Source organism: Paeniroseomonas aquatica (assembly GCF_030409335.1).
GTDB lineage: Bacteria > Pseudomonadota > Alphaproteobacteria > Acetobacterales > Acetobacteraceae > Belnapia > Belnapia aquatica.
Map to the genome: position 1 here is coordinate 1 of NZ_JAUFPN010000042.1, position 20,496 is coordinate 20,496.

The window sequence follows — 20,496 nt, forward strand, 5'->3', positions numbered from 1 at the left end:
CGAGGAGGGCACGCTCCGGGTCGCCAAGCTCGGCCGCGGATATGCCTGGCTCGATACCGGCACCCATGACAGCATGCTGGAGGCCGGCGAGTTCGTCCGGGCGATCGAGAAGCGCACCGGCCAGAAGGTTGCCTCGCCGGAGGAGATCGCCTGGCGCAAGGGCTTCATCGACGATGCGCAGCTGCTGGCGCTGGCCGCCCCCCTGCGGAAAAGCGGCTATGGCCAGTACCTCGAGCTGATGGTGCAGCAGGGCGGCTGACCGCGCCCGCCGATCGGGCCGCTTGATCGGGGCGGGCCGAAGGGGGATACCGGCGGCATGCCGCACCCCTTCAGGATTTGCAGATCATGACCGCCCCCGATCCGGTCGTCACCCTCGGCCAGGTCCGCATCGGCAACCGCCTGCCGCTCGCGGTCATCGCCGGCCCGTGCCAGCTCGAGAGCCGGGCGCATGGGCTGGAAATGGCCAGCGCGCTGCGGGAGATCGCGCAGCGGCTCGGCTTCGGGCTGATCTTCAAGGCGAGCTTCGACAAGGCCAACCGCACCAGCGCCGGCGGCGCCCGCGGCATGGGCCTGGCGCACTCCCTGCCGGTCTTCGCCGAGATCCGCGAGAGCCTCGGCCTGGCGGTGCTGACCGACGTCCATGAGCCCGGCCAATGCGCCCCGGTGGCCGAGGCGGTGGACGTCCTCCAGATCCCGGCCTTCCTCTGCCGCCAGACCGACCTGCTCATCGCCGCCGCCGCCACCGGGCGGGTGGTGAACGTCAAGAAGGGCCAGTTCCTGGCGCCCTGGGACATGGCGAACGTCATCGCCAAGGTGACCGGCGCCGGCAATTCCCGCGTCCTGGCGACCGAGCGCGGCGTCTCCTTCGGCTACAACACGCTGGTCTCCGACATGCGGGCGCTGCCGGTGCTGGCGGCGATGGGCGCGCCGGTGATCTTCGATGCGACCCATTCGGTGCAGCAGCCGGGCGGGCAGGGCACCTCCTCCGGCGGGCAGCGGGAATTCGTCCCCGTCCTCGCCCGGGCCGCGGTCGCGGTCGGCGTCGCCGGGGTCTTCATCGAGACCCATGCCGACCCGGACAAGGCCCCCTCGGACGGCTCCAACATGGTGCCGCTGCGCGACTTCCAGGGCCTGATCGAGGAGCTGATGGCCTACGACGCCCTGACCAAGCGCCGCGCCGCCGCATGATCCCGATCGTCCTCATCCCCGCCCGGATGGCCGCGACGCGGCTACCGGACAAGCCGCTGGCGGACATCCACGGCCAGCCGATGATCGTCCACGTGCTCCGCCGGGCGCAGGAGGCCGATATCGGCCCGGTCGCCGTCGCCACCGACACGCCGGCCATTGCCGATGCGGTGCGGGCCGCGGGCGGGATCGCGGTGCTGACCGCGGCGGACCACCCCTCCGGCTCCGACCGCATCCACGAGGCGCTGGGCCGGCTCGACCCGGAGGGGCGGCACCAGCTCATCCTCAACGTCCAGGGCGACCTGCCGACCATCGACCCGGCGGCCATCCGCGCCGCCGCGGCGCTGATGGACCACCCCGACGTCGCCCTCGGCACCCTGGTCGCCGAGATCCTGCGGGAGGAGGAGCGCGACGCCTCCCAGGTGGTGAAGATGGTCGGCAGCCCGCTCGGCCAGGGCCGCCACCGGGCGCTCTACTTCACCCGGGCGACGGCGCCCTGGGGCGAGGGGCCGCTATACCATCACATCGGCCTCTATGCCTGGCGGCGGGAGGCGCTGGCCCGCTTCGTCGCGCTGCCGCCCTCGGCGCTGGAGCGGCGGGAGAAGCTCGAGCAACTGCGGGCGCTCGAGGCGGGGATGCGGGTGGATGCGCAGGAGGTGGCGGTGGTCCCCCTCGGCGTCGACACGCCCGCGGACCTGGACCGGGCCCGGGCGATCCTCGCCGCATGAGCCCGCTCCGCACCGACCCCGACCGCATCAGCCCCGGCCGCATCCGCGCGACCGCCGCCAATACCGTCGCTGTCGGCCAGGCCGGCATGGCCGCGCTGGCCACGGCGCTGGCGGGGCCGCTGGGCGATGCGCTGGTCCGCGCGGTCGAGACCATCGTCGCCGCGACCGGCCGGGTCGTCGTCACCGGCATGGGGAAAAGCGGCCATGTCGGCCGCAAGATCGCCGCGACCCTGTCCTCCACCGGCACCCCGGCGCTGTTCCTGCACCCGGCCGAGGCCAGCCACGGCGACCTCGGCATGCTGACCGACGCCGACGTCATCCTGGCGCTCTCCTGGTCCGGCGGCACGGCCGAGCTGCGCGACACCATCCACTATGCCCGCCGGCACGGGGTGACGCTTATCGCCATCACCGGCCGGGCCGAGAGCGCGCTGGGCCATGCCGCCGACATAGCGCTGATCCTGCCGCCGGTGATCGAGGCCTGCCCGCATGGGCTGGCGCCGACCACCAGCACCCTGGTGCAGATGGCGCTTGGCGACGCCCTGGCCATGGCGCTGCTCGAGCGCCGCGGCTTCACCCCGGCCGAGTTCCACCGCTTCCACCCCGGCGGCAAGCTCGGGGCCCAGCTGCTGACGGTCGGCGAGGTAATGGCGGGCGGCGAGGCGCTGCCGCTGGTCCGGGCCGACGACGACATGGCCAAGGCCATCATCACCATGACCGGCCACAACCTCGGCTGCGCCGTGGTGGTGGATGCGGCGGGCGATGTCGCCGGCATCGTCACCGACGGCGACCTGCGGCGGCACATGCATCCGGGCATCCTGGGCGAGCGCGTCGGGGCGGTGATGACGCCGATGCCGCGGCACACCACGCCGGACCAGGTGGCCAGCGCCGCGCTGGCCGACATGAACGCCCGCAAGATCAACGTGCTGGTGGTGCAGGAGGGCCGCCGGCCGGTGGGGGTGCTGCATGTGCAGCAGCTCCTCTCGGCCGGCGTCGCCTGAGGGCGGGGCCCGGCCGTCAGGCCCCGCTCAGGCGGTCCGCAGCCTGGGGTTGACCGCCATGTAGAGCACATCGGCGACCAGCGAGAGGGTGACGAAGATCAGCGCCGTCGCCATGACCACGCCCTGCACCACCGGGTAGTCCCGGTTGAAGACCGCATCGACGATCAGCTTGCCGAAGCCGGGGATGGTGAAGATCTGCTCGGTCAGGACGGCGCCGGCCAGCAGCCGGCCGAACTCGATGGTGCCCAGCGTCACCACCGGGATCAGCGCGTTGCGCAGCGCGTGCTTGACCACCACCGCCCGCTCTCCCAGGCCCTTGGCGCGCGCCGTCCGCACGTAGTCCTGCCCCAGCGCGCCGAGCATCGCCGCCCGCGTGTGCCGCATCAGCACGCCGGCGATGCCCGAGCCCAGCACGAAGGCCGGCATGATGGTGGTCGCCAGGCTTTGCCAGGGGTCCTCGGTCAGCGGCACGTAGCCCGAGGGCGGCAGCCAGCCGAGCTCCACGCTGAACAGCAGGATCATCATGATGCCGAGCCAGAAATTCGGCGTGGAAATTCCGAACAGCGCCATGCCGTTCACCGCCCAGTCCACCGGCGTATCGCGCCTCACCGCGGAGACGATGCCGGCCGGCACGCCGATGACGACCGCGATCAGGAAGGCCATCACCGCCAGCTGGAAGGTCACCGGCAGCTTGGTCAGGATCAGCGCCGCCACCGGCTCCCGGATGCGCCAGGAGAAGCCGAAGTCGCCCTGCACCACCCGGCTGATCCAGCGCAGGTACTGCTCGGGCAGCGGCCGGTCGAGGAAGAGCTCGGCCCGGATCTGCGCCAGCACGACAGGGTCGCCGCGCTCCTCGCCGGCCAGGATCAGCGCGGGGTCGCCCGGCATCAGCTGCTGCAGGCCGAAGATCAGCACCGAGAGGATGAGCAGCGTCGGGATGATCTGTCCGAGCCGCCGCAGGAGCCAGATCCCCATCCTAGTTGAGCCTGAGGTCCTGCGGCCGGATCAGCCCATCGGCCACCGGCACGAAGCCGGTCAGCCGCGCGCTGTGGGCCACGATGTTCTTGCGGTGCCAGAGGTACATCCGGTGCCGGTCCCGCTGCAGCGCGATCTCCCAGACCTTGGCATAGATCTCCCGCCGCGCCGCCACGTCGGTCACCGCCCGCGCCTCGTCCAGCAGCCTGTCGACCTCCGGGTTGCTGTACTTCCCGTCGTTCTGCCCGCCGCCGCTGTGGCTGAAGGTCCAGATATTGCCATCGGGGTCCACCCGCCCCGACCAGGCCACCAGATAGGTCTCGAAATCCCCGCGGTTCGCCGCCTGCAGGCTGCTGGCGAATTCCATCGCATTCAGCTTCAGCTCGAAGCCCGCCTCCTTCACCATCGCCTGGATCACCTCGCCGACCTGGCGCAGATCCGGATTGTTCGGAATGGTCATCTCGACCTGCACTGGTCCGGTCACGCCCGCTTCCCGCAGCAGCGCCCGGGCGCGGGCCACATCGCGCCCCTCCGGCCGGAAGCCCGGCACGTGATAGGGATTGCCGGGCGGCACCGGCTGCGCCGTCGGGAGGTAGAAGCCCTCGTAGACCACCTGGTTGATGGCCTGGCGGTCGATCGCCAGCTCGAAGGCGGCGCGGATGCGCGCATCGCGGCCGAAGGGCGTATTGGCGCGCGGCCCGTTGCCGAGGTTGTAGCTGATGCTCTGGTAGCCCAGCTCGGCGTAGCTGACGACCTTCAGGCGGCGGTTGCGCTCCACCGTCTTCACATCGTCCGGCTCGATGGTCTGCACCATCTCCAGCGCGCCCGACTGCAGGTTGGCGAGCCGCACCGTATTGTCCGGGATCGGCTGGAAGACGATGCGCGGGATGTGGATGCGCGCCGCATCCCAGTAGCCGGCGAAGCGCTCGACCACGATGCGGTCCTGCGCCACCCGCTCGACGAAGCGGTAGGGCCCGGCGCAGACCGGCGCGGAGCCGAAATTGCGCCCCGCGGCCTCCGCCGCTTTGGGGCTGACGATCATCCCCGCGCGGTCGGTCAGCTGCGACAGGAAGGGGGAGGAGGCCGACTTCAGCCGGATGCGGATGGTCTTCGCATCCACCACCTCCACGGCCTCCGCGATGCCGATCTCGCCGCGGCGGAAGCTGCCGGACATCGTCAAATGCCGGTTCAGCGAATAGCGCACCGCCTCGGCATCCATCGGCTCGCCATCGTGGAAGCGCACGCCCTCCCGCAGGGCGATGCGCAGGGTCTTGGGGTCTTCCCAGGCATAGCCGGTGGCGAGCTGCGGGACGATCTCCAGCTTCTCGTTGATGTCGAAGAGCTTGTCGCAGAGCGAGGCGAAGACGATCCGCCCGACGAAGGTCCGCGCCAGGGTCGGGTCGAGGATGTCGGGGTCCTCGCGCAAGCCGATGCGCAAGGTCTGGTTCGGCGCCTGGGCCTGGGCTGCCGCCGTCAGGGAAAGTGCGGCGAGCGCGGCGAAGACTGTCCTGCGGATCATGCGGGGGCCCCGGTCGGTGTGAAGAAGGCTTGCAGCCGCCGCAGCCGGTCACCGCCCGCATCCGCCTCATGCAGGGCAGGGGCGGGCGGCAGGCGGTCCTGCAGGTGGCAGGCGGCGCGATGGGCGAAGCCCTCCAGCAGCGGCACCTGCTCGCGGCAGATCGCCTCGGCATGCGGGCAGCGGGTATGGAAGCGGCAGCCCGGCGGCGGCGTGATCGGGCTCGGCACGTCGCCCTCGATCGGCAGTGTCTTCACGCCGGTCCCCGGCACCGAGGCGAGCAGCGCCCGGGTATAGGGATGCCGCGGCGCGGCGAATACCTGGGCCGCCGGCCCCTCCTCGACGATCTGCCCGAGGTACATGACCGCTACCCGGTCGGCGATGTGCCGCACCACGCCGAGGTCGTGGCTGATGAGCACGAAGGTCAGGCCGAGGTCGCGGATCAGGTCGCCCAGCAGGTTCACCACCTGCGCCTGCACCGAGACATCGAGCGCGCTCACCGGCTCGTCGCCGATGATCAGCTTCGGCCCGCTGGCCAAGGCGCGCGCGATGGCGATGCGTTGCCTTTGCCCGCCGGAGAATTCATGCGGCCAGCGCCGCGCGCTCTCGGGCCGCAGCCCGACGCGTTCCAGCAGTTCGGCGACCCGCGCCCGCTCGCCGCCGCGCGGCACGATGCGATGCAGCCGCAGCGGCTCGGCGATCGCCGCCTCCACCGTCATGCGCGGATCGAGGCTGGCGAAGGGATCCTGGAAGATGAGCTGCATCTCCCGCCGCCGCGCCCTGAGGCCGGCGGCGGACAAGGCCCGGAGATCCTCGCCCTCGAAGCGGATGCTGCCCGCATCTGGCTCGATCAGCCGCAGCGCCAGGCGCCCGAGCGTCGACTTGCCGCAGCCGCTCTCGCCGACGATGGCGAGCACGCTGCCGCGCGGCACGGTCAGTGAGACGCCGTCCACCGCGCGCACCGCGCCGCGCGAGCGCCCCAGCATGTCCCGCACCGGGAAGTGCTTGCGCAGCGCGCCCAGCTCCAGCAGCGCCTCGCTCATGCCGCCAGCACCTGGTCGAGAGGCGCGCGCCAGCAGGCGCTCGCATGCCCGGGCGCGACCTCGGCCAGCGGCGGCTGCCGGGCGCAGTCGGCGGCGCGGAAGGGGCAGCGCGGGGCGAAGCGGCAGCCCTCGGGCGGCTTCAGCAGGTCGGGCACCGTGCCCTCGATGCTGGCGAGCCGCCCGGCTCCGCCCTCGATCCGCGGCGCCGCGCCGAGCAGGCCGACGGTATAGGGATGCTCCGGCCGGGCAAACAGCGTCGCCGCCTTCGCCCGTTCGGCAACCCGCCCGGCGTACATCACCACGACATCGTCGGCATGGTCTGCGACCACGCCGAGATCGTGGGTGATGAGCACGATCGCCGTCCCGGTCTCCCGCTTCAGCTCATCGAGCAGGGCCAGGATCTGGGCCTGCACCGTCACGTCGAGGGCGGTGGTGGGTTCGTCCGCGATCAGCAGCCGCGGCTTGCAGGCCAGCGCCATGGCGATCATCACCCGCTGCCGCATGCCGCCCGAGAGCTGGTGCGGATACTGCCGTGCCCGCCGCGCCGCTTCCGGGATGCGCACGCGGTCGAGCAGGGCGATGGCGGCCTTGAAGGCGGCGGCATCGCCCATGCCCTCGTGCAGCCGCAGCACCTCGGCCACCTGCTCGCCGGCCGTGAAGGCGGGGTTGAGGCTGGTCATCGGTTCCTGGAAGACCATCGCCAGCTCGCGCCCGCGGCGGCCGCGCCATTCCTCAGGCGTCAGGGTCGCCATCTCCCGCTCCTGCAGGCGGATGGAGCCCGAGACCCGCGCCGCCGGCGGCAGCAGCCCCATGATGGCCAGGGCCGTCACCGACTTGCCGCAGCCGCTCTCGCCCACCACCGCGAGCGTCTTGCCCGCCGCGACCGAGAACGAGACCCGGTCCACCGCCCGCAGCGGCCCGCGCTCGGTGGCGAAGGTCACCGCGAGGTCGCGGACCTCGAGCATCATCCGGCGTCCGGCCCCGCCAGCGCGGCCTCGATCACCGCCCGGTCGAAGACGCCGGGATGGTCGCGCCCGGCGAGGAAGCGGCGGAAGCCGACGTAGCGCTGGGCCGCGACGGCGTGCAGGCGGCGCAGCTCGGCCAGCGGGTCCGGATGGTCGTCGACGCGGATGTCGAGGTCGGGGTAGGGGTCACGGCTGGCGACCTGCAGCGCGGCGGATTGCCGGCCGCGCCTGTCGCCGCCGGCGGCCTCGCCGGCCTCGAGCGCGGCCAGCAGGCGCTCGGCCATGGGCTGCCCGGCCGCGGCCAGCCAGGCATCGCGGGTGGCCAGGACCACCTGCGGCCCGGCCAGCATGTTGCCGGCGACCGAGACATCCGGCCCGGCCACATGGCCGCACCAGTCGACGCAGGCGGCGCCGGTATGCTGGGCGATCGCCCCGCCGGCCGAGAGCAGGTGCAGCTGGCGGTGGTCCCGCCCGGCATCGGCGGCGATCAGCGCGGCGAGCGCCGCCTCCGGCGCCTCGCCGGCACGCAGCCGCTCGAGGCCGCGCAGGCCGAGCATCGGATTGACCAGGGCCTGGGTGGCGACGGCGCCGACCTCGCCCTCGATCCGGGGGCAGACCGCGCCCACCGCGAAGAAGCGGGTGGCGACGGCGACGCCGAGTTCGCCGGTGGCGGCGTCACGCGCGAGGATCGACCATGTCATGCCGCAGTACTGCCATGTCGGCGGCGCGGCGCAAGACCCCTTGCGGGTCAGCGTGGGCGGGGCTGGTAGCTCACTGCCTGCGCCGCAGTCATCGGCGCCAGGCCCTGCAGCGCATAGCCGCGCGGCGAGGCAGAGTCCGGCGCGTCGGCGACCTGCTCGTAGCGCACGGCGCGGCGCTGCTGCTGGCTGGCATAGGCGGTGCCGGCGGTCCCGGCATCGTCCGGCCGGTTGTAGATGAAGCCGTAGGTCGGGTAGGTGCGGCCGAAGGCCTCCTTGGAATAGCCGGACTGGACCTTCACCGCCGACCAGTCGTTGCGGGCGGAGACATCCACGACCGTCACGTTCTGCATGACGCTGCCGCGGCGGATGCCGGGGCCGCCCCAATTGGCGTGGTCGATCAGCACCTCGCGCGGGTTCAGCACCTGGCGGACCACGGCGACATGGCCGCGGGTCATGCCGCTATTTGCGCGGAAGGCCATGACCGCGCCGGCTTCCGGGCGCTGGCCGCGGTCGTAGCGGCCGGCGGCATTGCCCCACCAGTCGCCGCCGTTGCCGGTGACCTGCATGCCGGTGACGGCGCGGGCATAGGGTACGCAGGAGATGCCGCCGCTGGCGGCGGCCGGGACCGAAGCCATGCGCTGGCCCTGAGGGACGGTGCGGCCCGCAAAACGCCGCACCGGGGCGCGCTCCGGCGTCGCCACCGGCTGCTGGGCCGCATCGGGTCCGGGACTGGCGGCCTGTGCCTGCTCCGGCCATGCCGCACGCGCGTCCCCCGACGCCGCGACCGCACCGAGCGCTGCACAGATGATCCAGCCAGTCCTATGCATCCGCATACCAATCCCCTGCACGCGCCAACCGCGTTCGCGAGGCCGTGAAACCTAAGCGACACGGTTTGGTTATCTTGGGGAACTGGAGGGGGCAACCGCTGCCGGTGTAATACCGCGAAATCTGCGGTGATTTTCTTGTTGCCGCGCCCGGTACTCATCTCCGAAGGGAGAATAGTCCTAGGATGCGTCGCAAAAAAGAAACCAGCCACAGTGTGGTGGCGGAAGTGTCACGGTCATGAAAAAGGGGGCACCCTTGCGGAGGCCGCCTTTGTCGCATCGATTCCAACCCGTTGATTCCAACCCAAAATTAGCTTGGGTCGGATCAATTCAACCATGGGTCATGAAGGCCACCTCAGCGGCAGGCATTCACCATGATCTCCACCAGGTGCCGCGGGTCGGCCATGTTGGCCTCGACGCAGGCCCGGGCCGGCCGGCCGGCATCGCCCAGCCACTCGACCCAGACCTTGTTCATCGCATCGCGGTCGCGGATGTCCTTCAGCCAGATCTGCGCGTTGAGCAGCCGGGTGTTGTCGGTGCCATTGGCCTCGAGCGCGGCGGTGATCTTGGCGACCACCTGCTTGGTCTGGCCGGTGATGTCGAGCGAGAGGTCGTCGGCGGTCATGCCGGCGAGGAAGACGAAGTTGTGGTACTCGACGGCGGACGACAGGATGGCATTGCTGCCCTGGCGGGTGATCTTGGACATGGGCGGGACCCCTCCGTTGCGGATGAGGGGTTCTAGCCCGCCATCGCCCCGGGTGGGAACCCGGGGCATGGGCGCGGGCGGCGCCGCCGGCCCGGCTCAGGGCACCGAATAGGTGCTGCCGGAGGCGGCGGCGCCGATCATGGTCTCGAAGACCGAGACGCCGTGGATCGCCTCGGCCAGTGGCAGCGGATAGGCCGGGCCGCCGGCGACCGCCGCGGCGAAGGCTTCCAGCTCGGCCGCCTCGATGTCGAATTTCGGGAAGTCGCGGGTCCAGCCCTCGCCCTGCACCGGGGTGAAGACCAGCTGCTGCTGCCCGCGCATCTCGAGCGAGGCCCGGGTGCCGAAGAGCGCGACGCGCCAGGCCTGGGGCGCCAGCGAGAGGGTGGCGAAGTTGCAGGTCGCGCCCGAGGCGAAGCGGGCCAGCATCGCCGTGGTGTCGTCCACGTGCGGGGAGACGCGGGGGAAGGACTGCACGGTCACCGAGGCGAAGGGACCCATCAGGTTGATCAGCATGTCGACCATGTGGATGCCCATGCCACCCATGCCGCCGAGCGGGCTCTCCGCCCGGTCGGCACGCCACATCCCCGCCTTCCACGCCGCCGCGGCCGGGCCGCTGATATGGCCCTCGGCATGCAGCACGGTGCCGAGGGCGTCCTCGGCCAGCATCTGCTTCATGACGGCCGTCGCCGGCAGGAAGCGGCGGTTGTGGCCGAGCGCGAGGACCACCCCGGCCTTGGCGCAGGCGGCGACCGCCGCCTCGGCGCTGGCCTTGGACAGGGTGAAGGGCTTCTCGACGAAGACATGCTTGCCGAGGGCGGCGGCGGCGATGACCTGCTCGGCGTGCTGCTGGTGCGGGGTGGCGAGGGCCACCGCCTGCACCTCGGGGTCCGCCAGCACGGCCTCGTAGTTCGGGTGCAGGCGGATGCCCTGCTGCGCCGCCCAGTCCACCGCCTTGGCCGGCGTGCCGGTGCTGCCCGCGACGAAGCGAAGGCCGGCATCGTTTCTGCCCTGCACGCTCTCGACCAGCACGCGACCCCAGCGGCCCATGCCCACGACGGCTGTCTTCAACATTGCTCGGAGTCCTGAAGGGAGGCCGGGCAGCCTAGCCGCCCGCCCCCGCTTCAGGAAGCCTCAGCCCCGCCTCAGAGGACGAAGTCGCCCGCCTCGAGCGCGGTGACGCCCACCACCATGATCATCAGGTCGACCATGCCGTCGCCATCCGCGTCGCCCTGCATCGCGATGCCGGCCCCGGTCTCGCGCAGCATGAGCTGCCCGGCCTGGCCGCTGAAGGCGGTGACCAGGCTGAAGGCATCATTGCCGGTGCCGGGGATGGCGTCGATCTGCCGGAGGTCGATCAGGTCGCCCTCGGCACGGCTGAAGTCGAGGATCCGGTCGACGCCGCCGGCCCGCGAGGAATCGCCGACGGCGTTGTAGACGAAGCGGTCGGCACCGGCGCCGCCGGTCAGCGCATCCGCGCCGGCGCCGCCGACCAGGGCGTCGTCGCCGCCGTCGCCGAAGAGCCGGTCCTTGCCGAGGCCGCCGCTGAGGTAGTCGTCGTCCCCGCCGCCGTGCAGCGTGTCCCGGCCGGCCTCGCCGCGCATCGCGTCGCGATAGACCCCGCCGTCGAGACGGTCCGCCTTGGTCGTGCCGACCATGACCTCCTGCTCGACCGTCGAGGCGCGGGAATAGGGCACGAGGGTATAGGGGTGGACGGTGAGGGTGACGGTGACGTTCTCCACCGCCTCGGCCAGCTGGTAGTCGATGCCGTAGGGCGTCGGGATCGCCTCGGTCAGCAGGGCGCCGACCAGCTTGCGGTTCAGGATCTCCCAGAAATCCGTCTCGTTGGGGTAGTTGACCAGGAAGTCGTTCACGAAATTCGCCACCGGGACGAAGTTCGGATACTCGCGCGGATCGCCCAGGCCGATGCCCGGCCGGTAGTCGTAGGAGACATCCAGGTCGATGGCACGGATGCCCTGATGCTGGATGACGTAGTCATCGAGCGCAAAGGTCCAGCTTTCGTTCGGAACCGTCGACATGGGGGTCTCCTGCAATCACCACGGGTGCCTCGTCCGATCGCGGCGCGGCGCGGCGCTGAAACCTGGGCGGGATGATCCTGCCGCATCGCTCCCGTTTCTGTATACGATATGTCGATGACGTTCCCGAGAGCGAGCGCGGCCGCCGGACCCGGTCAGGCGCCCGGCGAGGCCGCCAGGAATTCCAGCAGCCGCCGCGTCACCTCGGCAGGCTGCTCCTGCTGCACCCAATGCCCGGCACCCGGGATCAGGTGGCAGCCGAGCATGCGGCTGCAGGCCTCGTCCCGCATCCGCTCCACCGCGCCGGGGGTCTGGTACACCCCCCAGTCGCTGGCGCCGGAGACGAAGACCGCGGGCACGTCGATGCTGCGGCCGGCGAAGAGCTGGGTCTCCGCCTCGAACAGCCCCGAGGTCCGGCAGCGGTACCATTGCAGCCCGCCCTGGAAGCCGGTGCGGGCATACTCGCCGGCATAGACCGCCAGCTCCGCCTCCGGCAGCCAGGCATTGGCGGCGATCGCCGCCGCGTCCGGCATGTCCGGGGCGACCTGCGCCGCCATGTCGAGCCCGAGGTCCATGATGTAGTAGCCGGGCAGCTCGGCCAGCGCCTCGGCGGTCCAGCCGGGCAGGCGATGCGGCGCGTTCGGCGCCCAGTCCGCGCTTTTCACGTGGTAGTAGGCGCGGAGGAAGGCGTGCAGCCCCTGCGGGGCCTGCTGCATCTCGGCATTGGCCGGGCGGGTCGAGTAGTACCACTGGTAGTGCTTGCGCGGCCGCGGCAGCGTCGCCAGCGCGGCATGGATATCGGGCTTCGGCACCGGCTTCTGCGGGCCCAGCGGCAGCGGCGGCACCCCGGCGAAGGGCGCGCTCATCAGCGCGACGCGGCGGAAGATGTCCGGCCGGACCAGCGCGCACCAGGCGGCGACCGAGGCGCCGAAGTCGTGCCCCACCACCGCCTCGACCGAGCGCAGCCCGAGCGCCGCCAGCAGCCCGACCGCGTCGCGCGCCAGGTTCAGCATGCGGAAGGGCGCGAGGTCGCCGTCGTAGTCGGCGCTCCAGCCGGTGGTGCGGCCGTAGCCGCGCTGGTCGGGGGCCACCACGTGGTAGCCGGCCGCGGCCAGCGCCGGCATCACCTTGCGCCAGGAATAGGCCAGCTCGGGGAAGCCGTGCAGCAGCAGCAGGCAGGGCCGGCCCGCCGTGCCGGCCTCCAGCACATGCATGCGCAGGCCGTTGATGTCCTCGACGAAGCGGGACCGGATGCCGGTCACGCCGGTCTCGAGCGGAGGCAGGTCGGACATGGTTCTCTCCCTTGTGGATGGTCTCAGCCGGCGGTCTCGCGCCGCCCTTCCAGCACCGCCACCATCACCGGCAGCCGCTTCAAGCCCCAGGCGACCACCAGCAGCGAGGCCAGCATCGCCAGGATGGTCGGCAGCCGCAGCCCGAGGAACTCCCCGGCGGTGCCGAGCGCCAGGGCGCCGCTGGCCGGGCAGGCGCGGGTGATCATGCCCCAAAGGCTCAGCACCCGGCCGCGCATGGCGGGATCGGCGGCATTCTGCACCAGGGTCTGGGTCGAGATGCCATGCACCGACCCCGCCGCGCCCATCAGCATGGCGCAGGCGAGCGCCAGCGGGAACCAGGAGGTGGCGACGAAGCCGATGGTGAAGATCGCCTGGCAGCCCACCGCGCCGACCGCCAGCGCCACCGCCCCGGTCAGCCGGCCGCGGCTGGCGACCCAGAGCCCGGAGAAGAGCGCGCCGATGCCGATGCTGGCGGTCAGCAGCGCCAGCCCGTCGGGGCCGCGGGAGAACAGCCGCTCGACGAAGGGCGGCAGGATCTCCTGCACCCCGCGCATCAGGATGGAGGCGACGGCGGCGAAGCCGAGCAGCGGACCGATCCCCGGATGGCTCCCGGCGTAGCGGAAGCCGGCCACCGCATCGGCCCAGATGCTGCGCTCCGGCGCATGGCCGCGCCGCGCCTCGGCCGCCACCCGCAGCATGGGCATGGTGAAGGTGGCGATCAGGTAGGCGGCGCTGTTGAGGAAGACCGCCGGGGCGACGCCGCCGAAGGCGATCAGCGGGCCGGCGATGGCCGGGCCGATGAAGCGGGCGACGTTGAAGCAGAGCGAATTGCAGGCGACGGCGGCCGGCAGGTCGGTGCGCGGCACCAGCCCCGGCATGAGGGATTGCCGCGCCGGCTGGGCGAAGGAGGAGGCGATGCCGCTGCACATCTCGAGCGTCAGCAGCAGGCCGATGGTGAGATTCCCGGTGGCGATCAGCAGGCCGACCGTCGCCGCCTCGGTGGCAATCACCGCCTGCGAGGCCATGGTCAGCTTGACCCGGTCCATCCGGTCGGCGACGGCGCCGGCGATCGGGCTGAAGATGACCGCGGGGGCGAGGTCGCAGAAGGCGACCATGCCGACCCAGAAGGCGCTTCTCGTCATTTCCCAGGCCAGCCAGGTCACCGCGATGCGGTGGACCCAGAGCCCGGTCCAGGAGGTGAGGGAAGCGGCGAAGAACAGCCTGGCGTCGCGGTGCGACAGCGCCCGGCCGAGCGCGCCGAAGGCGGCCAGGCCGCGGAATGCCACGGCCCGGCGACCCGGCTAGCGGCGCGGCGGGGTCTGGGTGTTCTGCTGCACGCAATCCTCGGCAATCCGGTCGCGCTCGTAGATGCGGCCGAGCCGGTCGGTCTCGCCGCGCCGGGCATAGATGCTGGCATCGGTGCCGACCCGGGCGTCGCGCTCGTCCTCGCGCATCAGCTGGCCGCGGTCGCGGGTGGTGACGATGCGGTCGGCATCGGCGCGGCAGCCGGCGGCGAGCGCCGCCTGGTCGCGCACCGCCTGGCTCGGCGCCGGGGCGGTGAAGACCTGGCCGGGGGAGGGCCGGGATGCCGGCATCGCCGCCCGTGGCGACGGCGTCCCGGCGTTGGGCGGCAGCGGTTCGGGACCGGCGCAGCCGAGGAGGCCGGTTGCCAGCAGGCCCAGGACGACAATGCGGTTCATGCGGGTTCTCGTCATGCGGTGCGGCCCAAGGTACCGCCCGGGGCATCGCCCAGGCTACGGGAGGAGCCACCCGAGGGCAGCGGCCGCGACAATAGCCTGTGCAATCCGGTTTCGTCGAACCGCGCCGCCGCATCCAGCGGCATGGCGGCGGCGGCCGAGAGCAGGCTGGGATGCAACTCGATGCCGGCCGGCGTCACGTTGAACAGCGCGGCCAGCCAGCGCGCCCGGCCCAGCACCTCGACCAGCGCCAGCAGGCGGAGGCAGAGGCTGAGCCCGGCCAGGGTATCGAGGCCGATAGCGGCATCGATCGCCTCGGCCCAGGCGCCGGCATCGCGGTCGGCGATGGCGAGCTCGGTCGCGGCACCCTCCGGCCCGCCGGCCGGATGGGGGAACAGCAGCACCCGCCGCGTCCCCCATTCCCGCCGGTCCGCGGCGTCCCGCGCCAGCTCCCAGGCGGCCAGCAGCTGGCGCGGCAGCACCGCCGGGAGCTGCTCGGGGGGGAGGGGGATGGCGTAGGTCAGGGCGCCGTCGGGCGCCCGGGCCACGCGGATCGAGTGCGGCATCGGGGCAATGTGGGGCCGGTGCGGGGCTGGCGCCAGCGGGTCGCCGGCGTAAGCTTCCCCGCATGAGCGATCCCAGCACCCTGACCGCCACCGAAGCCGCCCGCCGCCTCCGCGCCGGCAGCCTCTCCGCCTCCGCCCTGTGCGAGGCGCTGCTCGCGCGCATCGCCGCCCGGGAGGGGGTGGTGCGGGCCTTCGTCCACCTCGATCCGGCGCAGGCCATGCGTGCCGCCGCGGCGGCGGATGCCGCCGCCGCCGCCGGCCGGGCCGGGCCGCTGCAGGGCCTGGCCTTCGGCGTGAAGGACGTGCTGGACACCGCCGACATGCCCTCGCAGTACGGCTCGGCGATCTGGGCCGGGCATCGGCCGCGCTCGGATGCCGCCTGCGTGGCGCTGGCCCGGCGGGCCGGCGCCGTCATCCTCGGCAAGACCGTCACCACCGAGTTCGCCACCCGGCACCCCGGGCCGACCAGCAACCCGCACAACCCCGGGCATACCCCGGGCGGCTCCTCCTCCGGCTCGGCGGCAGGCGCCGCGGCGGGCTTCTTTCACGCCGGCTTCGGCACCCAGACGGCGGGCAGCATCATCCGCCCCGCCGCCTATTGCGGCGCGGTCGGCTTCAAGCCGAGCTTCGGCACGCTGCACCGGGCCGGGATGAAGGTGATGTCCGAGTCGCTCGACACCGTCGGGGTCATCACCGGGACCGTCGGCGATGCGGCGCTGGTGATGGCCGGGCTGACCGGCGGCGACTACGGCGACCCGGAGGCCAAACCGGGCCGGGCGCCGCGGCTCGGCCTCTGCTGGGGCCCGACTGCCGACCAGGCGGCGCCCGAGACGCGGGCGGCGATCGAGCGCGTCGCCGCCGCCGCGGCGCGGGCGGGGGCCGAGATCGTGCCGCTCGAGATGCCGGCTGCCGTCACCGCCGGGCTGGCGGCGCATGGCGCGGTCATGAACGGCGAATCCTCGGAGGCGCTGGCCTGGGAGCTGGACCATGCCGCGGCGCTTCTTTCGGCCGGGCTGCGGGAGCGGATGGCATGGGGCCGCGACCTGCCGCGCGCGGCGAAGGAGGCCGGGCGGCTGGCCTTCGCCGCGGCGCGGGCGGCCTTCGCCGATGTGGTGGCCGGCGTCGATGCGATCCTGACGCCGAGCGCGCCGGGCGAGGCGCCGGAGGGGCTGGGCGCGACCGGCGACCCCGCCTTCAACTCGCTCTGGACCCTGCTGCACGTGCCCTGCGTGACGGTGCCGGTCGCGACGGGGCCGCTGGGCCTGCCGCTCGGGGCGCAGATCGTGACCGGCTTCGGCCAGGACAGGGCGGCGCTGGCCTGGGCGGAGTGGGTGCGGGCCGCTACCTGACCCCGGCGAAGCCCGGCGCCTTGCGCAGGGCGTCAGTGGTGTCGAAGTCCCGCAGCACCGCGTCGTCGGCCATCTCGACCTCGGCCACCTTCTCGGCGTGCTTGCCGGCTAGGTGACGGGCGCCGACGTCGCCGGTGATGGTCATCATCTCCGGCAGGTACTCCATCGCCCAGAGCATCGGGTTGCCCTGCTTGCCGCGGAAGGTCGGCATGACGATGCTGCGGCCCTCCTCGGGGTCGAAGGCGGCCATCAACCGGTCGATCATCGGCCCCGCCACCAGCGGCATGTCGCCGAGGCAGATGACCACCGCATCGAGGTCCTTCGGCAGCGCCGCCAGCCCGGCCTTGAGGCTCGCCGAGAGGCCCTCGGCGTAGTCCTCGGCATGGGAGAGGATCACCGGGCGGCCCGACAGCGCCTGCTCCACCCGCTCGTGCTCGTAGCCGGTCACCACCACCACCGGGCGGGCGCGGGAGGCAAGGGCATTGTCCACCACCCGCACCACCATCGGCACGCCCTGGTCGTCCTGGACCAGCAGCTTGTTGAGCGGGGCCATCCGCCGGCTGCGGCCGGCGGCCAGCACCAGCGCGGCGATCCGGCGGCCACGCCGCGGCGCCTGGGCGGGCGCCGGCTGGTTGGCCGCCTGCTCGCGCGGCAGCGGCCGCGCCTCGATCTCCTTCAGCAGCCCGCCGACGCCCATGGCCATCACGTCGCGCGGCGTCACCGCCAGCCCGGCGAAGAGCCGCTGCAGGACCCAGTCGATGCCGTTCAGCTTGGGCGACTTGGCGCAGCCCGGCAGCACCAGGGCCGGGATGGCGTCGATATGGCCGAGGCAGATCAGGTTGCCGGGGTCCACCGGCATGCCGAAATGGTCGATGGTGCCGCCGGCGCGGACGATCGCCGCCGGCCCGACGTCGCGGCGGTCCACCACGGCGGAGGCGCCGGCCACCAGCAGCACCTGCGCCCCGGCCCGCTTCAGCCGGTTCAGCGCATCGGCGACGGCCGGCGTCTCGTGCCGCACCCGCTCGTGCGGCAGCAGGGTGCCGCAGAGCCCCTCGACGCGGTTGCGGGTCGCCTCGACGGCGCCCTCCATCACGCTTTCCTTGATTCCCGGCAGCTCGGTCAGCACCAGCCCGACCTTCAGCGGCCGGAAGGGATGCAGCGCCAGCGCCGGCCGCCCGGCGGCGCTGCCCTGGCGGGCCTGCAGCTCCGCCACCTGCAGCACCGGGCCGGGGACCGAGAAGGGGATGACCTTGATGGTCGCCACCATCTCCTTGGCCGAGACCGGCACGTAGGAGGCGAGCGTCGCCACCGTCAGGGATTCGTCCAGCGCGTTCAGCCGGTCGATGGTGACGGGGTTGACCACCAGCAGTCCGGCGGCATCGGCGATGAGGTTCACTCGCCCGGTCGAGGCACGCGAACGCGCCAGCAGCGGCCCCATGAGCGCATTGGCGAGGCGGTCCGCCGCCTCGTCCTCCGGCACGTCGCCGGGCTCCATCCGGGCGGCGATGACGCTGCCATGGCCCCCGGCCTGCAGCGCCGCGATCGCCGGCTGGTCCAGGACGGTGCCCTTCTTCAGCACCTTCCCGGTGAGGCGGATGGTATGGGCGAGGATGGCGCCGCGGGCTTCCTCGAGTGGCGTGGGGCCGAAGATCATGCGGCGACGGCAGTGGCGGGCGCGGCGCGCCGGGCGAGCGCCGCGCCGCGCCGGGCGGCGACGACCTCGGCCAGGATCGAGAGGGCGATCTCGGGCGCGGTCACCGCCTCGATGTTCAGCCCGACCGGGGCATGGATGCGGCCGATGCTGGCCTCGGCGTGGCCCATCTCGGCCAGCCGCGCCACCCGCTTGGCATGGGTGCGGCGGCTGCCGAGCGCGCCGATGTAGAAGCACTCCGACTTCAGCGCGACGTCGAGGCCGGGGTCGTCCAGCTTCGGGTCATGGGTCAGGGTCACGACGGCGGTGCGGCTGTCGGGCGCCAGCGCGGCGACGGCGTCGTCCGACCATTCGTGGATGAGGGTGATGCCGGGGAAGCGCTCGGCCGTCGCCCAGGCGCGGCGTGGGTCGACCACCGTCACCGCGAAGCCGACCTCCTGCGCCATCGGCACCAGCGCCTGGGCGATATGCACCGCGCCGACCACGATGAGGCGCAGCGGCGGGTTGTGCGGATGGATGAACCAGGGGGCGCCATCCGCCGTGACATTGGCCGCGGCATCCTCGCGCAGGGCCTTGGCCGCGGCCTCGGCCAGCGGCGCCGGCAGCCCGGCGCCGGGGAAGAGGTGCTGCGCCCCGTCGGTCAGCCGCGTCAGCAGCGCGACCGGGCGCTTGGCCGCCTTGGCCGCCTCGAGGGCGGCCAGCACTTCCGGCGTCATGTCAGCTTCTCCACGAAGACCTTCAGCTTGCCGCCGCAGGCGAGGCCGACTTCCCAGGCCCGCTCGTCGGAGATGCCGAAGTCGAGCAGCTGCGGCGCGCCGCTCGCCATGGTCTGCTTCGCCGCATCGGCGACCGCGCCCTCGATGCAGCCGCCGGAGACGCTGCCGGCCAGCTTGCCGGAGAGGCTGACGGCGAGGCGCGAGCCGGCCGGGCGGGGCGAGCTGCCCCAGGTCTCGACCACGGTCGCCAGCGCCACGGTCTCGCCGGCCGCGCGCCAGGTCGCGGCGGTCGCCAGGATGTCCTCGGAATCGCTCATGCCACCAGTCTCCTCGCGGGCTGCGGCCCGCTCAGCGTCGCCACCAGGGCGCGCAGGCTTTGCAGGTTGTGTACCGGGCGGAACTCATCGACATGCGGCAGCATCGCCCGGATCCCCTGGGATCTGGGCTGGAACCCCTCCCAGCGCAACAGGGGGTTCAGCCAGACCAGCCGGCGGCAGGAGTGTCGCAGCCGTTCCGTCGCCTCGGCAAGCCCCTTGGCGCCCTCGCGGTCGAGGCCGTCGGTGATCAGCAGCACCACCGCGCCCTGGCCGAGCACGCGGCGCGCCCATTCCTTGTTGAAGAGCTCCAGGCTCTCGCCGATCCGGGTGCCGCCGGACCAGTCCGGCACGACGTGCGAGACCATCTCGAAGGCCACCTCGGCATCGCGGCTCTTGAGCTGGCGGGTGACGTTGGTCAGCCGGGTGCCGAAGAGGAAGGAGCTGACGCGGTCTCGGTCGTTGGTGACGGCATGCAGGAAGTGCAGCAGCACCTGGGCATAGCGCGACATGCTGCCGGAGATGTCGCAGAGCGCGACCAGCGGCGGCGGCCGCTCCACCCGGCGGCGGCGCTCGAGGCTCAGCACCTCGCCCCCCGTGCGCAGGCTCTCGCGCAGGGTGGCGCGCAGATCGGTGGCGGGCCCGGAGGGGTCGTGGCGGAACCGCCTGGTCGGCTTCGCATCCAGCGGCAGCACCAGCTTGCGGATCTCCTGCTTGGCGGCGGCGATCTCGGCGGCCGACATGGCCTCGAAATCCATCGCCTGCAGGCGTTCGCGGTCGCTGACCGTCAGCGCCACCTCGATGGGGGGCTTCTCCTCCGGCGGCTGCGGCGGGGTCGGCGGGTGCTTCGGCTGGTTCAGCGCCTCGGCCAGGCGGCGGCTGGCGGGGGGCGCCTTCTCGCGCTCTTTGAAGCCGTCCAGCATGGCCATGGCGGCAGCGTTGCGCCCGGCCTCGGGGTCGCGCCAGAACAGCAGGAAGGCCTGGTCGAAGATCTCGAACTGGTCGCGCCGGTGCACCATCACGCCCCGCAGCGCGGCATGCACCTGGCGGCGGTCGCCGATCTCGACGAAGGCGAGCGCCTGCATCGCCGCCATGGTCTCGGCGGGGCCGACCGGCACGCCGGTACGGCGCAGCAGCCGGCCGAAGGCGAGGATGTTGCTCGCCAGCGCGCCGCCGCCGGCGCCTTCCCCGGCGGTGGCGAGGGCCATCGCCTCCCCGAGATCGGCCGGCATGTCGC

Annotated in this window: 21 protein-coding genes and 1 pseudogene; 5 read left to right on the plus strand and 17 right to left on the minus strand. The window is 72.7% G+C overall.

Features of this window, described 5'->3' with window-relative positions; translation table 11 throughout:
• The 4 genes and pseudogenes from QWZ14_RS05205 to QWZ14_RS05220 form a co-directional block, all read left to right on the plus strand.
• Positions 1-259 (plus strand): annotated as a pseudogene (locus tag QWZ14_RS05205) (glucose-1-phosphate thymidylyltransferase RfbA); the annotation flags it as partial.
• A gap of 86 nt (positions 260-345) precedes the next feature.
• Positions 346-1,188, plus strand: a complete 843-nt coding sequence (gene kdsA, locus QWZ14_RS05210) for a 3-deoxy-8-phosphooctulonate synthase (protein ID WP_290315515.1) — start codon at positions 346-348, stop codon at positions 1,186-1,188.
• Complete coding sequence (locus QWZ14_RS05215; RefSeq protein ID WP_290315517.1) at positions 1,185-1,913, plus strand: 3-deoxy-manno-octulosonate cytidylyltransferase; 729 nt, start codon at positions 1,185-1,187, stop codon at positions 1,911-1,913. Before kdsA ends, QWZ14_RS05215 begins: the two co-directional genes overlap by 4 nt.
• Positions 1,910-2,911 (plus strand): KpsF/GutQ family sugar-phosphate isomerase, encoded by a 1,002-nt coding sequence (locus QWZ14_RS05220; protein WP_290315519.1) that lies wholly within the window; start codon positions 1,910-1,912, stop codon positions 2,909-2,911. Before QWZ14_RS05215 ends, QWZ14_RS05220 begins: the two co-directional genes overlap by 4 nt.
• 27 nt (positions 2,912-2,938) lie before the next feature.
• Here QWZ14_RS05220 and QWZ14_RS05225 read toward each other — a convergent pair whose 3' ends face one another.
• The 13 genes from QWZ14_RS05225 to QWZ14_RS05285 form a co-directional block, all read right to left on the minus strand.
• Positions 2,939-3,886, minus strand: coding sequence for an ABC transporter permease (locus tag QWZ14_RS05225; RefSeq protein ID WP_290315521.1), 948 nt, complete (start codon positions 3,884-3,886; stop codon positions 2,939-2,941).
• Position 3,887: 1 nt separating this feature from the next.
• Entirely contained in the window at positions 3,888-5,405 is a 1,518-nt protein-coding gene (locus tag QWZ14_RS05230) for an ABC transporter substrate-binding protein (RefSeq protein WP_290315523.1), read from the minus strand.
• Positions 5,402-6,445 (minus strand): ABC transporter ATP-binding protein, encoded by a 1,044-nt coding sequence (locus QWZ14_RS05235; protein WP_290315525.1) that lies wholly within the window; start codon positions 6,443-6,445, stop codon positions 5,402-5,404. The genes QWZ14_RS05230 and QWZ14_RS05235 overlap by 4 nt, the downstream gene beginning before the upstream one ends.
• Positions 6,442-7,413, minus strand: a complete 972-nt coding sequence (locus QWZ14_RS05240; RefSeq protein WP_377750143.1) for an ABC transporter ATP-binding protein — start codon at positions 7,411-7,413, stop codon at positions 6,442-6,444. Before QWZ14_RS05240 ends, QWZ14_RS05235 begins: the two co-directional genes overlap by 4 nt.
• Complete coding sequence (locus QWZ14_RS05245; protein ID WP_290315528.1) at positions 7,410-8,111, minus strand: DUF1028 domain-containing protein; 702 nt, start codon at positions 8,109-8,111, stop codon at positions 7,410-7,412. The genes QWZ14_RS05240 and QWZ14_RS05245 overlap by 4 nt, the downstream gene beginning before the upstream one ends.
• A 47-nt stretch (positions 8,112-8,158) precedes the next feature.
• Positions 8,159-8,746: a CHAP domain-containing protein gene (locus QWZ14_RS05250; protein ID WP_290315531.1), complete on the minus strand. Its 588-nt coding sequence runs from the start codon at positions 8,744-8,746 to the stop codon at positions 8,159-8,161.
• A gap of 544 nt (positions 8,747-9,290) precedes the next feature.
• The gene (locus QWZ14_RS05255) at positions 9,291-9,641 is read right to left on the minus strand and encodes a RidA family protein (RefSeq protein WP_290315533.1); all 351 of its coding nucleotides are present in this window, start codon (positions 9,639-9,641) and stop codon (positions 9,291-9,293) included.
• Positions 9,642-9,737: 96 nt separating this feature from the next.
• Entirely contained in the window at positions 9,738-10,712 is a 975-nt protein-coding gene (locus QWZ14_RS05260) for a Gfo/Idh/MocA family protein (RefSeq protein ID WP_290315535.1), read from the minus strand.
• A 71-nt stretch (positions 10,713-10,783) separates the two neighbouring features.
• Positions 10,784-11,677 carry a M10 family metallopeptidase C-terminal domain-containing protein gene (locus QWZ14_RS05265; protein WP_290315537.1) on the minus strand — a complete coding sequence of 298 codons (894 nt, stop codon included), beginning with the start codon at positions 11,675-11,677 and terminating at the stop codon, positions 10,784-10,786.
• A 152-nt stretch (positions 11,678-11,829) separates the two neighbouring features.
• The gene (locus tag QWZ14_RS05270) at positions 11,830-12,966 is read right to left on the minus strand and encodes an alpha/beta fold hydrolase (RefSeq protein ID WP_290315539.1); all 1,137 of its coding nucleotides are present in this window, start codon (positions 12,964-12,966) and stop codon (positions 11,830-11,832) included.
• Positions 12,967-12,989: 23 nt separating this feature from the next.
• On the minus strand, positions 12,990-14,252 hold the full coding sequence (locus QWZ14_RS05275; RefSeq protein ID WP_290315542.1) for an MFS transporter: 1,263 nt from the start codon (positions 14,250-14,252) through the stop codon (positions 12,990-12,992).
• Positions 14,253-14,267: 15 nt separating this feature from the next.
• A complete protein-coding gene (locus tag QWZ14_RS05280; RefSeq protein WP_290315544.1) occupies positions 14,268-14,666 on the minus strand; it encodes a hypothetical protein in 399 nt (132 codons plus the stop codon).
• Between the two features lie 11 nt (positions 14,667-14,677).
• The gene (locus QWZ14_RS05285) at positions 14,678-15,229 is read right to left on the minus strand and encodes a hypothetical protein (protein WP_290315547.1); all 552 of its coding nucleotides are present in this window, start codon (positions 15,227-15,229) and stop codon (positions 14,678-14,680) included.
• Between the two features lie 62 nt (positions 15,230-15,291).
• Between QWZ14_RS05285 and QWZ14_RS05290 the strand changes: the two genes are divergently transcribed.
• Positions 15,292-16,578 (plus strand): amidase, encoded by a 1,287-nt coding sequence (locus tag QWZ14_RS05290; RefSeq protein WP_290315548.1) that lies wholly within the window; start codon positions 15,292-15,294, stop codon positions 16,576-16,578.
• Here QWZ14_RS05290 and QWZ14_RS05295 read toward each other — a convergent pair.
• The 4 genes from QWZ14_RS05295 to QWZ14_RS05310 are packed head-to-tail and all read right to left on the minus strand — an operon-like array spanning position 16,571 to position 20,491.
• Complete coding sequence (locus QWZ14_RS05295) at positions 16,571-18,232, minus strand: molybdopterin-binding/glycosyltransferase family 2 protein (RefSeq protein WP_290315550.1); 1,662 nt, start codon at positions 18,230-18,232, stop codon at positions 16,571-16,573. The genes QWZ14_RS05290 and QWZ14_RS05295 overlap by 8 nt on opposite strands.
• Positions 18,229-18,945: an XdhC family protein gene (locus tag QWZ14_RS05300; protein ID WP_290315552.1), complete on the minus strand. Its 717-nt coding sequence runs from the start codon at positions 18,943-18,945 to the stop codon at positions 18,229-18,231. Before QWZ14_RS05300 ends, QWZ14_RS05295 begins: the two co-directional genes overlap by 4 nt.
• Positions 18,942-19,262, minus strand: a complete 321-nt coding sequence (locus tag QWZ14_RS05305) for an XdhC family protein (RefSeq protein ID WP_290315554.1) — start codon at positions 19,260-19,262, stop codon at positions 18,942-18,944. The genes QWZ14_RS05300 and QWZ14_RS05305 overlap by 4 nt, the downstream gene beginning before the upstream one ends.
• Complete coding sequence (locus QWZ14_RS05310; RefSeq protein WP_290315654.1) at positions 19,259-20,491, minus strand: vWA domain-containing protein; 1,233 nt, start codon at positions 20,489-20,491, stop codon at positions 19,259-19,261. The genes QWZ14_RS05305 and QWZ14_RS05310 overlap by 4 nt, the downstream gene beginning before the upstream one ends.
• Positions 20,492-20,496: the final 5 nt, after the last annotated feature.

Coding starts and splice junctions, on each gene's coding strand:
- kdsA (WP_290315515.1), top strand. CDS start 346: ATGACCGCCCCCGATCCGGTCGTCACCCTCGGCCAGGTCCGCATCGGC.
- QWZ14_RS05215 (WP_290315517.1), top strand. CDS start 1,185: ATGATCCCGATCGTCCTCATCCCCGCCCGGATGGCCGCGACGCGGCTA.
- QWZ14_RS05220 (WP_290315519.1), top strand. CDS start 1,910: ATGAGCCCGCTCCGCACCGACCCCGACCGCATCAGCCCCGGCCGCATC.
- QWZ14_RS05225 (WP_290315521.1), bottom strand. CDS start 3,886: ATGGGGATCTGGCTCCTGCGGCGGCTCGGACAGATCATCCCGACGCTG.
- QWZ14_RS05230 (WP_290315523.1), bottom strand. CDS start 5,405: ATGATCCGCAGGACAGTCTTCGCCGCGCTCGCCGCACTTTCCCTGACG.
- QWZ14_RS05235 (WP_290315525.1), bottom strand. CDS start 6,445: ATGAGCGAGGCGCTGCTGGAGCTGGGCGCGCTGCGCAAGCACTTCCCG.
- QWZ14_RS05240 (WP_377750143.1), bottom strand. CDS start 7,413: ATGATGCTCGAGGTCCGCGACCTCGCGGTGACCTTCGCCACCGAGCGC.
- QWZ14_RS05245 (WP_290315528.1), bottom strand. CDS start 8,111: ATGACATGGTCGATCCTCGCGCGTGACGCCGCCACCGGCGAACTCGGC.
- QWZ14_RS05250 (WP_290315531.1), bottom strand. CDS start 8,746: ATGGCTTCGGTCCCGGCCGCCGCCAGCGGCGGCATCTCCTGCGTACCC.
- QWZ14_RS05255 (WP_290315533.1), bottom strand. CDS start 9,641: ATGTCCAAGATCACCCGCCAGGGCAGCAATGCCATCCTGTCGTCCGCC.
- QWZ14_RS05260 (WP_290315535.1), bottom strand. CDS start 10,712: ATGTTGAAGACAGCCGTCGTGGGCATGGGCCGCTGGGGTCGCGTGCTG.
- QWZ14_RS05265 (WP_290315537.1), bottom strand. CDS start 11,677: ATGTCGACGGTTCCGAACGAAAGCTGGACCTTTGCGCTCGATGACTAC.
- QWZ14_RS05270 (WP_290315539.1), bottom strand. CDS start 12,966: ATGTCCGACCTGCCTCCGCTCGAGACCGGCGTGACCGGCATCCGGTCC.
- QWZ14_RS05280 (WP_290315544.1), bottom strand. CDS start 14,666: ATGAACCGCATTGTCGTCCTGGGCCTGCTGGCAACCGGCCTCCTCGGC.
- QWZ14_RS05285 (WP_290315547.1), bottom strand. CDS start 15,229: ATGCCGCACTCGATCCGCGTGGCCCGGGCGCCCGACGGCGCCCTGACC.
- QWZ14_RS05290 (WP_290315548.1), top strand. CDS start 15,292: ATGAGCGATCCCAGCACCCTGACCGCCACCGAAGCCGCCCGCCGCCTC.
- QWZ14_RS05295 (WP_290315550.1), bottom strand. CDS start 18,232: ATGATCTTCGGCCCCACGCCACTCGAGGAAGCCCGCGGCGCCATCCTC.
- QWZ14_RS05300 (WP_290315552.1), bottom strand. CDS start 18,945: ATGACGCCGGAAGTGCTGGCCGCCCTCGAGGCGGCCAAGGCGGCCAAG.
- QWZ14_RS05305 (WP_290315554.1), bottom strand. CDS start 19,262: ATGAGCGATTCCGAGGACATCCTGGCGACCGCCGCGACCTGGCGCGCG.
- QWZ14_RS05310 (WP_290315654.1), bottom strand. CDS start 20,491: ATGCCGGCCGATCTCGGGGAGGCGATGGCCCTCGCCACCGCCGGGGAA.